This is a genomic window from Herbaspirillum autotrophicum, from assembly GCF_001189915.1.
GTDB lineage: Bacteria > Pseudomonadota > Gammaproteobacteria > Burkholderiales > Burkholderiaceae_D > Herbaspirillum > Herbaspirillum autotrophicum.
Genome location: NZ_LFLS01000061.1, coordinates 1 through 15,550, shown reverse-complemented (window position 1 = coordinate 15,550; position 15,550 = coordinate 1). Strand labels below are relative to the sequence as shown.

At 62.6% G+C, this 15,550-nt stretch carries 5 protein-coding genes and 1 pseudogene; all 6 read left to right on the top strand.

The features are described 5' to 3' along the window. Nucleotides 1–1,849, top strand: a 1,849-nt coding sequence (locus AKL27_RS26300) for an autotransporter domain-containing protein (protein ID WP_157057123.1), incomplete at its 5' end; no start/stop codon positions are given. 248 nt (nucleotides 1,850–2,097) lie between these two features. Beyond that, entirely contained in the window at nucleotides 2,098–2,619 is a 522-nt protein-coding gene (locus AKL27_RS26295; protein WP_050465869.1) for a sigma-70 family RNA polymerase sigma factor, read from the top strand. Beyond that, nucleotides 2,606–3,679, top strand: coding sequence for a FecR family protein (locus tag AKL27_RS26290; protein WP_050465870.1), 1,074 nt, complete (start codon nucleotides 2,606–2,608; stop codon nucleotides 3,677–3,679). Before AKL27_RS26295 ends, AKL27_RS26290 begins: the two co-directional genes overlap by 14 nt. A gap of 85 nt (nucleotides 3,680–3,764) precedes the next feature. Continuing rightward, nucleotides 3,765–4,994 carry a PepSY-associated TM helix domain-containing protein gene (locus tag AKL27_RS26285; protein WP_050465868.1) on the top strand — a complete coding sequence of 410 codons (1,230 nt, stop codon included), beginning with the start codon at nucleotides 3,765–3,767 and terminating at the stop codon, nucleotides 4,992–4,994. 409 nt (nucleotides 4,995–5,403) lie between these two features. Beyond that, nucleotides 5,404–5,817 (top strand): annotated as a pseudogene (locus tag AKL27_RS28830) (hypothetical protein); the annotation flags it as partial. 81 nt (nucleotides 5,818–5,898) lie between these two features. Continuing rightward, a partial coding sequence (locus AKL27_RS28020; RefSeq protein ID WP_269749281.1) for a beta strand repeat-containing protein occupies nucleotides 5,899–15,550 on the top strand: 9,652 nt, incomplete at its 3' end.

The following is a 15,550-nucleotide window of genomic DNA, read 5'->3' as shown; positions in this document are numbered from 1 at the left end:
TGCCGGCAAGGCCGTCAACGGCCCGGCCCTGTTTGCGCAAAGTCTGGCGCTGGGGCCGAATGTGAATGTCGGTTTTGATGGCATGACATCTGTCTTCAGCAACAACATCGGCGGCGATGCCGGCCTGATCAAGAGCGGCACCGGCACGCTGACCTTGTCGGGTACCGATACTTACAGCGGACTCAGTCAGGTTACCAACGGCACGCTCAACATTACCGGCGCGGTCAGTTCGGGAGTGCAAATCGCGGCCGCCGGCAATCTGTCCGGCGCGGGCGGTCAGATCGGCGGCAACGTCACCAATAACGGTCGTCTCAGCAATACCGGCAACGGCTTGACGATTGCCGGCAATTACACGGCCTCATCGGCAGCGATATTGGCCGACGATATCAACTCGACGCTGGTGGTGGGCGGTACTGCCACGCTTGGCAATTCGCATCTGGTGGCGACAGTGCCGACCGGCAGCGGCAACGCCGTCACCTATGTCACCGCCCAGGCCAGCAATATGCCCAAGAAAGTGCTGACCGCCGGCAGCGTCGTCAATACTTTTGGCGATGTCGGTTTCCAGACCGTCGGCACCGCCTTTCCGCCCTTGCTGTCGGCCCGGGTTACCTATGCGCCGACCGAAGTTGACCTGACCATCAGCCGGCTGGCGACCACCGCCGTGGCGGCACAGGCATTTCCTGCCGACGCCACTCGCACCAACAGTGCTGCCAATGTCGAACAGGCAATGGTGGCGGCCGATGCTGCCGCCGTCAGCAATCCTGCCGGCAGCGCCTTGCTGACCAGTGCCGCCGCGCTGCAACAGGTGGCGACCATCGCGGCATTGGGCGACGCCCTGGATAGTCTGTCGGGACAGATTCACGCCTCTTCGCAAGCGTTGACGTTCCAGCAATCACAGGGCGTCAATCGCGCCTTGTCGGATCGCATGGCCTTGTTGGGCAATCAGGACAAGCAAATCAGCAGCGGCTTGTGGGGCAGCACTTTCGGCGCTTCCGGCAAACTGGCGCAAAGCGGTTACGCGACCGCCGATACTGCCATGTGGGGCGGTCAGTTCGGTGTCGATACCAAACTGGGCCAACAGGCGATTGTCGGCGCGGCGGTCTCGTATGCCGACAGCAAAGCCAGCTTTGACCGCTTCGGCGGTGTCGCCAAGGGACGCGATATCGGCGTTTCCTTGTATGGTCGTTATGCGATCCCGGCCTCCGGGCCGGTGCCGGGCACCGGCAGCAACGATGACAGCAATGCCGGCAACAGCGGCGCCTACCTTGCCGGCCGGGTCGGTGCGGCAAGCGTGTCGAGCACCGTCAACCGGGTAGCGCTGGCCGGTGCCGAAATCGAAAACCTGCAAGGCACGCATAACGACCGCATGCTGTCGGCGTACGCCGAGGCCGGCTATGCCATGAAGTTGTCCGGCAATGCCTTGGTGACACCGTTCGCCGGCATCAGCTATGACCACCTGCGACGCGGCGCGTTTGCCGAAAGCGGCGGCAGCTTCGGTCTTGTCGCCGACAGTCAGAATTACCGGCAACTGGCAGGACAGTTCGGTGTGCGCGCCGAGTCCGACTTCAACTGGTTTGCCGGTCACAGCACCGTACAGGCCTACGCCGCCTGGCAACATGCGCTGACCGATGGCGCCTTGAATTTTCAGGCAACCTTTGCCGCCGTACCGGGCAGCAGTTTTACCGTGCAGGGCATCGGCCTGGCACGCAACAGCGGCTGGAGCGGTATCGGCATTTCCACCGCCATCAATCGCAAGGTGAGTTGGTTCGCCAATTATGATGCCCAGTTCGGGCGCGGCGGCTTGCTCAACAATCTGGTGCTGGTCGGGGTCCGGATCGGATTCGACTGAGACCCGGGGCGTTGTCAAAAAGAAACCGGCTTCCGCGCCGACCGGCTTTTTTACAACGGTAACCGGTGCTGCGCGGCATTGTCCCTCGCTATGAAACGGCGCTTGTCTTTACTGTCACATGCTATCTTCTGCAATTCCGGGATTGCATGAATGACTGCTGCTCGCATACAATGAGAATAGTTCTTATTCAGGACTCATTTCAACTATTTTCGAGAGCGGGTATTGCACCCGCATGAAAGCGGCAGTTCATGGCGGTGGCCGATAATTCCTTGCAGCATGATGTAGAGTCGCTCTACAGCAACCATCACGGATGGTTATTCGGCTGGCTGCGCAAAAAAATGGGATGCGCACATAACGCCGCCGACATTGCCCAAGACACCTTCCTGCGCATCATCACATCGCGTGATGCCCTGATCGGCATGCAGGAGCCGCGCGCCTATCTGACCACTACCGCCAAACGATTGCTGGTTGATCGCGCCCGGCGGCAAGTCATCGAACAACATTATCTGGCGCAACTGGCGATCACGGCCGAACTGATGGGCGGGTATCCGGCACCGGATGAACTGCTGCAGGCAATTGAAGCGCTTGAACAAATCAGTGCAGCGCTGCAAGGCGTGGCGGTCAACGCGCGCCAGGCATTTTTGCTGCATTACCTCGACGGTCAGACCCATGCAGCAATTGCGGCTGAGTTGGGGGTGTCGACCAAGACCGTGCAAAAATATCTGATCCAGACCCTGCTGAGTTGCCGTGGCCGAGATGTCCTCATCTGAGCGCGCCGCGTTGTCTGACGCAGCGCAAGACACCATTGCCGAACAGGCGGCGCGCTGGATCGTGGCGCTGACCAGCGACGACCCGGCCGAGCGTGTGCAGGCCATGGAAGGCTTCATGGCATGGAAACAACTGGATCCGCAACATGCCAGCGTGGCAGCATCGATGGAACATTTTCTCGGGCGGGTGCAGACCGCGCGCCGCAGCGAGGGCGGTAATCATGGCATCAACAACAGGGCGCCGGCAGCGGTAGCGGCACTCAATGCCTCGTTCTCTGCGGGCCAGCGTGCGCGGCATCCGGGCAAGCGCCTGAAGTCGGCCGGCATGTTGCTGTTGCTGGCTGTGTTGCTGTGTCTGCCACTGATGCTGAGTTTGCAAGTCTGGTCGCCGCGCTATCTGATGGCCGATGTGCACACCGCTGCCGGCAAATGGCAAACCAAGGTGCTGGACGACGGCAGCCGCATCACGCTCAATGGCTTCAGCGCAGTCAACCTGCGTTTTGACCCGCGCCGCCGCACCCTGGAACTGGTGCAGGGCGAGGTGTTGGTGGAAGTGGCGCACGATGCGGCGCGGCCGTTTGTGGTGGAAACCAGCCACGGCAGTATCCGCGCGCTGGGGACCCGCTTTATTGTCAGCCGCGAAGATAAGGTCACCGTGCTGAGCATGCTGGAGTCGCGCGTGGCGGTACAGACTGCCATGCAACGGGCGGCGTCCAGCAAGGATGAGATGGTGGTGAGTGCCGGTGAATCGGTACGCATCAGTGCCGATCGTGTCGGTGATATGGAAGCGGTGGATGCTGCCAGCCTGAGCATGGCCTGGGCTTCGCATCAACTGGTGGTGCAGGAGCGGCCCATGAGCGAAGTGCTGGATGCGCTGAGCCGTTACCGTCGCGGCGCCATTCACTATGATCGTGCGCAGCTGGCAGAGCTCAAGGTGTCGGCAGTGCTGCCGCTGGACGATACCGAACGCGCCTTGCAATTATTGCAAGATGGTTTCCCGGCGTTGCGCATCCGGACCCTGACACCGTATCTGGTACTCGTCGATGCACCGGGACACCGCTGAACAGATGAAGCACGCCAAAATTCATTTTTAATCCTGCTGCTGACGGCGAAAGGCAAAACCGGTCAGCGCGTTACAGAAAAAAAACATGCGCCCCTTGTTCGTTTTATTGCACCGCTGGTTTGGCCTGGGTGTGGCGGTATTCCTGTTTATTGCCGGCGCGACCGGCGCTGTCATTTCGTGGGATCACGAACTGGATGCCTGGCTGAATCCGACGCTGTTTCATGCCCATAGCGTGGATGACCCCGCTGCCACGCCGCAATCGGGCCTGACGCTGGCCAACCGCATCGAAGCCGGCGATCCGCGCCTGCGCGTGACCTATGTGCTGACGCAGGAAGAACCGGGTCATACCATTGCCGTGATGGTCGAGCCGCGCATCGATGCCGCCAGCGGCAAACCGTATCCGCTGGATTTCAACCAGATCGCGGTCGATCCGGTGACTGCTGAAATCCAGGGCAAGCGCATGTGGGGCGCAGTATCGCTGAGCCGCGAAAATCTGCTGCCGTTTCTCTACAAGCTGCATTACACCATGCACATCCCGGATATCGGCAGCTTCGAAACCGGCATGTGGTTCATGGGGATCATCGGCATTGTGTGGGCGCTCGATTGTTTCGTCGCCTTGTGGTTATCCTTCCCCAACTGGCGCAGCTGGCGCAAATCATTTGCGTTTCGCTGGCGCGACGGCGGCCACAAGCTCAATTTCGACCTGCACCGGTCGGGCGGTGTCTGGATCTGGGGCTTGCTGCTGTTGCTGGCGGTAACCTCGATTTCGATGAATCTGAACCGGCAAGTGATGCGACCGATTGTGGAACGATTTTCAACCCTGACGGCAACTGCATTCGACACCCGCGTGGCGCAACCGTTGAATACCCCGATCAATCCGCGTCTGAGCCGGGAACAGGCGGTACAACTGGCCAGTGCCGAAGCCCGGCGGCGCGGCTGGAACGCACCGGCCGGCGGCGTTTTCTATTCGTCGGCTTACGGTATTTACGGCGTCGGCTTTTTTTCTCCCGGTCAGGATCATGGCGACGGTGGTCTGGGCAATCCCTGGCTGTACTTCGATGGCGTCGACGGCAGCCCGGCCGGGGCCGTAGTTCCCGGTACCGGCAGCGCCGGCGATATCTTCCTGCAGGCACAGTTTCCGTTGCACTCCGGACGCATCATCGGTTTGCCGGGACGGATCCTGATTTCCGTCATGGGCGCCATTGTCGCCATGCTGAGCGTGACCGGTGTGTTGATCTGGATGCGCAAACGGCAAGCCCGGGCCAGGCAAAAAATCGCTCGCGGTGCGATGACGGGAGCCGCGCTCAGATCCTGATGTGCAGCATTCCAACACAGCGCTTTGTTATCTCAGCGGCCTTTCACAGGGCCGCTTTTTTTTGCGTTGAAAACGGCTCAAGACATGGCGCCGGCAGGAGCGCGAAATGCTTAAGGCTGGAAATGAGGGGTAATCCTCCCTGTGTTCCGGGCTTACCTTGATTGTGTATGTTTTTTGATGAAAGCTACAACCAGAAAGGGGTTACGGCATTTCTGCATTTTTTTGACAACATTACAACGATGAAAAAAATAGTTAATATTCAAATTGGTCATAAATAACTAGAACAAAGTCGAACGCGTTCTGCAAATTGCTGACACAGATTGTGCAATTGCCGACCTGCGACGGGGGATGTAAAACAGCGAAGTATAAAGGCCCGGCGATTGACCGGCGCCGCATACGGGGGGCTGAAATGCATAAGACAGTTGGCGTTGGGGGCGTGTTGCGTGGAAAAAATCCGGTACCGACAACGGGCATTGATCAAATACGATGGCGGGTCCGTCCCGGCGTGCCGGCACCGCTGCTGACGTTACGAAAACCGCCGGCCGGAATAATCAGCAGCTTTTTTTTTGGTGGCCTGCTGCTGTCGCACGCAGTCAGCGGCACAGCAGCATCAATTGATTTCGTTGCGGTGACTGAGGGCAATGCCGCTTATGGCGCGGGACCGCCGAGTGTGTCCGGTGGCAATAACGTTGCCGTTGGCGCAGGGACAAAAGCGACCGGGCAGTCAACCACCGCCGTCGGATCGGGAGCCCAGGCGACCAACCAAAATGCGACTGCGCTAGGGGTACTTGCTGCTGCTTCCGGCGATGCATCAATCGCCTTGGGCTGGAAAAGTATTGCGACCGGGTCATCTGGTACGGCGATTGGATCGAATGCGCGTGCCACGGCACAAAATACGATAGCAATGAGCTCAAATGCGACGGCTTCCGGCATCAATGCTGTGGCATTGGGGTTTAATTCCAGCGCCACCTTGCAAAATACGCTGGCGATGGGCGTCAATGCGATGGCTTCCGGAATCAATGCGATTGCATTGGGTTTGAATACCACTGCCAATGCGCAAAATGCCCTGGCGATCGGCAACGGCGCTGCGGCATCTGGTTTCGAGTCGATCGCGTTAGGCTGGACCAGCGTTGCCAGTGGACAAGCTGGTACGGCGATTGGATCGAACTCGCGCGCCACGGTGCAAAATACGATAGCGCTCGGCACCAATGCGGCGGCTTCGGCGATCTCTGCGATTGCGCTGGGGACAAACGCGGTAGCGTCTGCCGGGGCTTCGATAGCGCTGGGAGAAAGCGCACTGGCAATCGCCGGCAGTTCAGTGGCAGTCGGCGCTGGCGCCAATGCCAGAGCGGCATATAGTTTTGCCGGCGGTGACAAAGCAGTTGCTTACAACGTCGGCGATGTGGCGCTGGGGGCGAATTCTGTTGCCGGCGTATCCGGTTCCGGCAGTGTTGTTTATAACGTTGCCATTGGTGCCAGTGCCTCTGCCAATGGCGGCAGCAGTGTCGCCGTTGGTGTCAGTTCCAGTGCTTCCGGCACCAACAGCACCGCGCTGGGCAGCAACGCCAACGCTGGTGCCGCCAACAGCACGGCACTCGGTGCCGGTGCTACTGCCAGTGCCACCAATGCCATCGCGATTGGCGCCAACCCCGGCAGCCGCACCACGGCAGCGGGCGATGCGGCGATTGCCATGGGGCCGTTGAGCAATGCTTCCGGCACGACCGCGATTGCACTTGGCCGGCAGTCCGTTGCCAGTGCTGCCGGCGCCATTTCCATGGGGCAGGGCGCGACCGCCAGCGGTGCCGGTGCGGTGGCGCTCGGGGGGGCCACCGGCGGCACCAGTTCTGCCGGCGGCGCCAGCAGTTACGGGCAATTCGACGTGGCGATCGGCAACAGCGCGGTGGCCGGCGTCTCCGGTAATGCCGGGGTACTCAATAATGTCGCGATTGGCGCCGCCGCGCGTGCCATGGGCGGTAATTCTGCCGCACTCGGTGCCGGTGCCCAGGCCACGGCCAGCCGCTCGTTTGCCGGTAGTACCGGGGCTCTTGCTTCGGGAGTCTCGGCGGTGGCTATCGGTGATGCCGCCAAGGCCAGCGGCGTGAATACCATCGCGATTGGCAGCACCAGTACCGCTACCGGTACCGGTGCGGCGGCGTTTGGCCTTGGCACCAGTGCCGGCGGTGGTAATTCGCTGGCCGCCGGCAATACCGCCAAAACCTTCAATGCCGGGGATGTCGCGCTCGGCAACGGTGCGGTCGCCGGCTTTAGCAGCAACAGCACACTGATCAGCAACACGGCAGTAGGTGCCGGCGCCAGCGCTACCGGCGGCAGAACACTGGCGGCCGGCAATGCCGCTACTGCCAGCGGTGCGTCTTCCGTGGCCTTGGGTGATCGTGCCCAGGCGACTGGTTTGAATGCGATTGCGCAGGGTTTGCAAGCTACTGCGGGCGGCCAGAATGCGCTGGCCGCAGGGGTCAATGCCCAAGCCGCCGGGGTGTCGGCGACAGCAATTGGCGACAGCGCTATGGCCAGCGCCAACAATGCCACTGCGCTTGGTGTCAGCGCCGCTGCCGCAGGCACGGCAGCAACGGCGGTTGGCAGTGGCAGCCGCGCTCAGGGCAGCAATTCAATGGCTGCCGCCAACGGCGCCATTTCTTATAACGACGGCGATATTGCCATCGGGTATAACGCCGTCTCCGGGGTCGCCGGGGCAGGCACATTCGCCAACAACGTGGCGCTCGGAGTCGGTACCAGCGCCATCGGCGGCAAAGCATTTGCCGGCGGCTTCGGTGCCAGCGCGGCGGGAGCATCGGCGCTGGCCATCGGTGATCAGGCGGCATCCTCCGGCGCCCTCAGCGTGGCACTCGGTGCGGCCGCCAAAGCATCGGCCGCGGCGGCGGTGGCGATTGGCAATAATGCGCAGGCCAGTGCCGCCAGTGCGGTCGCTTTCGGTGCGGATGCCAAAGCGGCCGGGGCCAATGCGCTGGCCAGTGGCAGTAGTGCCAACGCTTTCAACAGCGGCGACACTGCTGTCGGCTATAACGCCAAAGCCGGCGTCAGCGGCACGCCGGGCGCGGTGAACAACACGGCGCTCGGCAGCGGCGCCCAGGCTACCGGTGGCAAAGCCTTTGCCGCCGCCGCCGGGGCGACCGCCCTGGGAATCTCATCGGTGGCAGTCGGCGATGCCGCCATCAGCTACAACGCCGGCGACATGGCGCTGGGACAAAATGCCGTTGCCGGTACGCTCGCCGGCGGCAGTTCGGGACCGGGTCCCGACATTGCCATCGGGGTTGCCGCTCAGGCCACCGGCGGCAGTTCCTTTGCCGCCGGCGCCAGTGCCCGCGCCAGCGGCAACCGTTCGTTTGCCGGCGGCTCCGGGGCGTTGGCATCGGGGTTGTCATCGGTGGCACTGGGTGATGGCGCCAATGCAATCAATGCCAGCAGCGTCGCCATCGGCAATACCAGCCTGGCGTCCGGCACCGGTGCTGCGGCGCTGGGCTGGGCCGCGAGCGCCGCCGGCAGTCAGGCTCTGGCTGCCGGTAGCAGCAGTAACGCTTACAACCTCGGGGATGTGGCATTGGGTAGTGGTGCCGTAGCGGGCGCTGCCGGCAACGCTGCGCTGTCCGCCAATACCGCAGTAGGATATGGCGCCAATGCCACCGGCGGCAATGCATTGGCAGTCGGCAACGCGGCACTGGCATCGGGCGCATCGGCGGTGGCGCTGGGCGATCAGGCTGGTGCCAGCGGCAGTTATGCCGTGGCACAAGGGTACAAGGCGCTGGCCAGCGGCCAGCAATCCTTGGCTGAAGGGGCCAATGCCGTGGCATCCGGGGCGGCGGCGGTGGCCCTCGGCAGTGCCGCCAAAGCCAGCGCCGATAATGCCGCTGCGCTCGGTGCTGCGGCGCAGGCTTCCGCGGTATCTGCCATGGCGCTCGGGCATGGTGCGCTGGCAGCGGGTCTCAATTCGTTTGCCGCCAGTGCGGGCGCCATCAGTTACAACGCCGGCGATGTCGCACTGGGTTACGGCGCTATTGCCGGCATCGCGGCCGGTGCCTTCAGCAACGATACTGCCATCGGCGCCAGTGCCCGCGCCAGTGGCGGCAATGCGTTTGCCGGTGGCGGCGCGGCCATTGCCAGCGGCGCGGCAGCGGTGGCGCTGGGTAATCAGGCGGCAGCATCCGGCGTCAACACATTGGCCCTCGGCGTCTTGTCCAAGGCACAAGGGCTGGCAGCCACCGCAGTGGGCAACAGCGCGCAGGCGGCTGGCGATCATTCGCTGGCGGCCGGCGATACCGCCACTGCTTATAATTTCGGCGATATTGCACTCGGTTACAACGCCGTCGCCGGTGCCTCCGGGGTGGCTGGCGCGACCAATAACACGGCGCTCGGTGCCAGCGCGCTGGCCAGCGGCGGCAATGCGTTTGCCGCCGGCGTGGCGGCCAGTGCTACCGGAGCATCGGCGCTGGCCATCGGCGACACTGCCAAGGCACAAACCGACGGCGCTGTCGCGATTGGTAAAAATGCCATCGCCAATGGCGGCAAGGCGGTATCGATCGGGGTCGGCAATACGGCTACCGGCAATGGTGCGGTTGCCATTGGCGATCCGAACAATGCCATCGGCGATGGCGCGCTGGCGTTGGGCATGGACAATAACGCTACCGGCGCCGGCGCGCTGGCGTTGGGTAATACCAATACGGCCAGCGGTCAGGGCGCGATGGCACTTGGTTATCATGCGCAAGCGGCGAATGCCGGCGGTGTGGCGCTCGGTGATTCGGCGCAGGTATCGGTGGACAAGGGCGTGGCGTTGGGGGCCGGCTCGGTGGCCGACCGCGCGCTGGTGCAAGGCACCGGCAATATCGCTACCGGATCGCAGGCGGTGCCCTACAACACAGCCGATAAGTCATTGCTGGGCGCGGTGTCGGTCGGTTCGTCCACGGTGTACAGACAAATCACCAACGTTGCCGATGGCACGCAAGATCAGGACGTGGTGACCTTGCGCCAATTGCGCGGTGCCTTGAGTACGCTGAGTGCGACCACGATTCAATATTTCCACGCCTTTTCGGGCGCTGCTGATGCGCTGGCTTCCGGTACTGATTCGATTGCGGTCGGGCCGGCCACTAATGTCGCCGGCAACAGCGGTATCGGTATCGGTAACGGTGCACTGGTGCAGGGTACTGCGCCGGGTGGCATTGCTCTCGGTCAGGCGGCGACGACTTACGCCGCGGATGCCATGGCGCTGGGCAGCGCTGCCAATGCCAGCGGTAATCAGTCAATCGCACAAGGTGTCAACGCCAAAACTCTCGCTGCCGGTGCCATCGCTTTGGGCGCCGGGGCCAAGGTGAGCAATGCCGCTGCGGCCGATGCAATTGCCATCGGTTCCGGTGCCACCGCGACCCATGCCGGCAGCATCGCCCTGGGTGCCGGCGCGGCCACCACCATCGGCGCTCAGGTGAATTACACCGGCTACGGGTTGTCGGCGGTCCAGAATTCAGCCGGCGAACTGAACATCGGCAATCGCACCATCAGCGGCCTGGCCGCTGGCCGGCTCGATGGCGATGCGGTCAATGTGGCGCAATTCAAGGCGCTGACATCCAGCCTGAGTACGCAGATTACCAATCTGAGTGTCGGCGTCACCAAATACTTTCACACCAATTCGGCGGCGGCTGACGGTCAGGCCAATGGCGCTGAAAGTGTCGCCATCGGCGCGCAGTCGGTGGCCAACGGTGCCGCCAGTCTGGCGGCCGGTAATCTGGCGCAGGCGCTGACCGATGGTGCGGTGGCGCTGGGTCAGAATGCACAGGCCAAGGGCGGCAAGTCGGTGGCGCTGGGGGCCGGCACGACCGCCGACGGCGATGGTGCGGTCAGCCTTGGTACGGCCGATGTTGCCACCGGTAAAGGCGCACTGGCATTGGGCAATGGCAATAGCGCCAGTGGCGAGGGGGCGGTGGCGCTGGGCAGTGGCAGTACGGCCAGCGGTCAGGGCGCACTCGGGCTGGGACGCAATACGGCAGCGACGCAGGCCGGAGCATTGGCGTTGGGCGACACGGCGCAGGCGATGCAAGTCAATGCCATCGCTTTCGGCACCAATGCCAGTGCCGTCAATGCCAACAGCGTGGCGCTCGGCGCCAATGCAGTGACCAGTGTCGGCGCCCAAAGCAACTATCTGGCTTACGGTGTCACGGCATTGCAAAATTCGGCCGGCGAAGTCTCCGTCGGTTTCAGCGGCGGCGAACGCAAACTCACTAATGTGGCTGCCGGCAGCGCCGATACCGATGCCGTCAATGTCGCACAATTGCGCGCTGCCGATAATGCGATGCTGGCACTGCAGCAAAATGCGCTGTCCTGGGATCCGGCCGCCAACGGCGGTGCCGGCGCCTATAACGCCAACCGTGGCGGGGTAGCCGGCAAGATCACCAATCTGGCCAATGGCGACGTCAATGCCGGCAGCAGCGATGCCATCAACGGCAGCCAGTTGTTTGCCGTCACCGGCAATACCAGTACCGTGTATGTCACCAATAACGGTGGCGGTATCCGCTATGCCCGCACCAACGATCAGGGACTCGCCGCCGATGATGCCCATGCGTCGGTCGCCGGCGCCTCCGCGCTGGGCTACAACGCCACGGCATCCGCGGCCGATGCGCTGGCGCTGGGGCGTGACAGCAGTGCCAGCCTGGCCGGCAGTGTCGCCATCGGTGCCGGTGCCAGAACCACGGTGGGTGCGCAGAACAGTTATATCGCGTATGCCTTGAGTGCGGCACAAAGTTCGGTGGGTGAAGTGTCGGTGGGCGCTGCCGGCAGTGAGCGCACGATTACCAACGTGGCGGCCGGCGTCAATGGCACCGATGCGGTCAATGTCAATCAACTGACGGTGGTCAACAATAAAATTGCTGCCGTGCAAAGCGACGTGTTGTTGTGGGATCAGACTGCCAAGAGCGGCGTCGGCGCATACAGCGCCAGTCATGGCGGCAGTCCGGGACAGCTTACCAACGTCGCCAGCGGTGATGTCGCCATCGGCAGCAGTGACGCCATCAACGGCGCGCAACTGTTCGCGCTGAGCGGCGATACCAGCACTGCCTACATCACCAACAACGGCGGCGGTATCCGCTATGCGCGTACCAATGATCAGGGCTTGCCGTCCGAGGATGCGCATGCTTCGGCGGTCGGCGCGAGTGCGCTGGGCTATGCCGCAACGGCATCTGCTGCCGATTCACTGGCGCTGGGACGCGGAGCCTTGAGCAATCAGAGCAACAGCGTGGCCTTGGGTGCCGGGTCGGTGACGACGCTGGGCGCGGAAAGCAACTATCAGGCGTTTGGCTCGTTTGTGACCACAAGTTCAGCCGGTGAAGTCTCGCTCGGCAGCGCCGGTCTGGAACGCAAGATCACCAATCTCGCCGCCGGCAGCAGACCGACCGATGCCGTCAACGTCAGCCAGTTATCGGCGGTGTACGATGAATTTTCTGAAAGAGTCGATAACGCGATGCTGTGGGATGCTTCGCAGAATGGTGGCCGTGGCGGTTACGACGCCGGCTATAACCCGGTTACCAAAACGTTCGGGGTGGAAAAGATCGTCAATCTGGCAGCCGGCGACGTCAATGCCACCAGCACCGATGCCATCAACGGCGCGCAATTGTTTCAGGTCGCAGGCGATGTCAGCACCAGCTACACCAACACAAATGGGATCGGGGTCCGGTATGTGCGCACCAATGAACAAGGTTTGCTGGCCGATGATGCATATGCCTCCGGCATCGGTTCGACGGCAGTCGGATATCGCGCCGCCGCCACTGCCGACAATGCGCTGGCGCTCGGCTATGGCACCACTGCCAGCCATGCCGGCAGTGTGGCGCTGGGTGCCAACGCCATCACTACGCTGAGCGCGGAAACCGGTTACGCCGCCTACGCGCTGACCGCGCCGCAAAATTCGGTCGGTGAAGTATCGATTGGTGCGCTCGGCAGTGAACGCAAGATTTCCAATCTGGCCGCAGGGGTGCTCGATACCGACGCCGTCAACGTCGCGCAGTTGAAGGTGGTCAACACCAATATCGATATCTTGCGCGGCGATTCCTTGTTGTGGGACGGCAACGCCAAGGCCGGTGCCGGTGCCTTCAGCGCCAGCCATGGCGGTGTCGCCGGCAACGTGATTACCAATGTCGCCGCGGGTGATGTCAACGCCAGCAGCACCGATGCCATCAATGGCGCGCAACTGTTCGCGGTGACCGGCGACACCCGCGTCGGCTACCTCATCAGCAATGGCAGCGGCGTCAGGTACGCACGCACCAATGAACAAGGCTTGAGCGCGGACGACGCCCATGCTTTGGTGGCCGGTGCCTCGGCATTCGGCTATGCCGCCACCGCGTCCGCCACCGATGCGCTGGCACTGGGACGCAATAGCACCGCCAGTTTCGCCGACAGTGTGGCGTTGGGCGCCAACGCCCTGACCACGGTGGGGGCGCAAAGCAACTATGCGGCATATGGTTTGGCAGCATTGCAGAATTCGGCAGGCGAGGTGTCGGTCGGCGCACTCGGCAGCGAACGCAAGATCACCAATGTGGCCGCCGGCAGCGCTACCACCGATGCCGTCAATGTCAGTCAGTTGCAGGCGGTGGCCTCGAATCTGGCGACGGTGCAGGGCAATGCCTTGTTGTGGGATGCCGCGGCCAATGGTGGCAATGGTGCCTACAGCGCCACGCATGGCGCTGCCGTCACCAACAAAATCACCAACGTGACAAATGGTGATGTCAATGTCGCCAGCACCGATGCCGTCAACGGCGCACAATTGTTTGCGGTGACCGGCGACACCAGCACCACCTACATCACCAATAACGGCAGCGGCATCAAGTATGCGCGCACCAATGATCAGGGCCTGGCGGCCAATGATGCACATGCCTCGGTAGCCGGGGCGACGGCGCTGGGCTATGCCGCCAGCGCATCGGCTGCCGATGCGCTGGCCCTGGGGCGCAACACGACCGCCGCTTTTGCCAACAGCGTGGCGTTGGGGGCCAATGCCGTCACTACGCTGGGCGCTGAAACCGGTTATCTCGCTTACGCTTTGACGGGGCCGCAAAATTCGGCCGGACAAATATCGATTGGCGCCGCCGGCAGCGAGCGCAAGATTGCCAATCTGGCAGCCGGGGTGCTGGATACCGACGCCGTCAATGTCGCCCAATTGAAAGTCATTGCCAATAATGTCGGCGCGGTGCAGGGCGGTTCCCTGCAATGGGATACCGCCGCCAAAGGTGGTACCGGTGCGTTCAGCGCTACCCATGGCGGCAGCGCTGTCAATATCATTACCAATGTGGCGAAGGGTGATGTCAGCGCCGGCAGTACCGATGCCATCAATGGCGGCCAGTTGTTTGCGCTGGCCGGCGATACCAGTACCACTTACGTCACCAACAATGGCAGCGGCATCAAGTACGCCCGCACCAATGACCAGGGATTGGCCACCAACGATGCGCATGCGTCAGTGGCCGGATCCACAGCGCTTGGCTATGCCGCGACCGCATCGGCCGCCGATGCGCTGGCGCTGGGCCGCAACACCACGGCCAGCTTTGCCAATAGCGTAGCGCTCGGTGCCAATGCGGTCACCGGTGTGGGCGCACAAAGCAACTACACCGCCTTCGGTCTGGTGGCGTTGCAGAATTCGGTCGGCGAAGTCTCGCTCGGGTCGTCCGGCAATCTGCGCAAGCTCACCAATCTGGCCGCCGGCAGCGCCACCACCGATGCCGTCAACGTCAGTCAGTTGCAGGCGGTAGCATCGAATCTGGCGACGGTGCAGGGCAATGCCTTGCTGTGGGATGCCACGGCCAATGGTGGCAGCGGCGCCTACAGCGCGACGCATGGCGCTGCCACCATCAACAAGATCACCAACGTGGCCAATGGTGATCTCAGCGCGACCAGCAGCGATGCCGTCAATGGTGCGCAATTGTTTGCGGTGACCGGTGACACCAGTACTACCTACGTCACCAATAATGGCAGCGGCATCAAGTACGCCCGTACCAATGACCAGGGCCTGGCGGCCAACGATGCGCATGCCTCAGTCGTGGGGGCAACGGCGCTGGGCTATGCGGCGACGGCATCGGCTGCCGATGCGCTGGCGCTGGGCCGCAACACCACGGCCAGTTTTGCCAATAGCGTAGCGCTCGGTGCCAATGCGGTCACCGGTGTGGGCGCACAAAGCAATTACACCGCTTTTGGTCTGGTGGCGTTGCAAAATTCGGTCGGCGAAGTCTCGCTCGGGTCTGCCGGCAATCTGCGCAAGATCACCAATCTGGCCGCCGGCAGCGCTACCACCGATGCCGTCAATGTCAGTCAGTTGCAGGCAGTGGCGACGAATCTGACGACGGTCCAGGGTAACGCCTTGTCCTGGGATGCCAGCGCCAATGGCGGGGCCGGTGCCTACAGCGCGACGCATGGTGTTGCCGTCACCAACAAGATCACCAATGTCGCCAATGGCGATCTCAGCGCGACCAGCAGCGATGCCGTCAACGGTGCGCAATTGTTTGCGGTGACCGGCGACACCAGCACTACCTATGTCACCAATAACGGCAGCGGCATCAAAT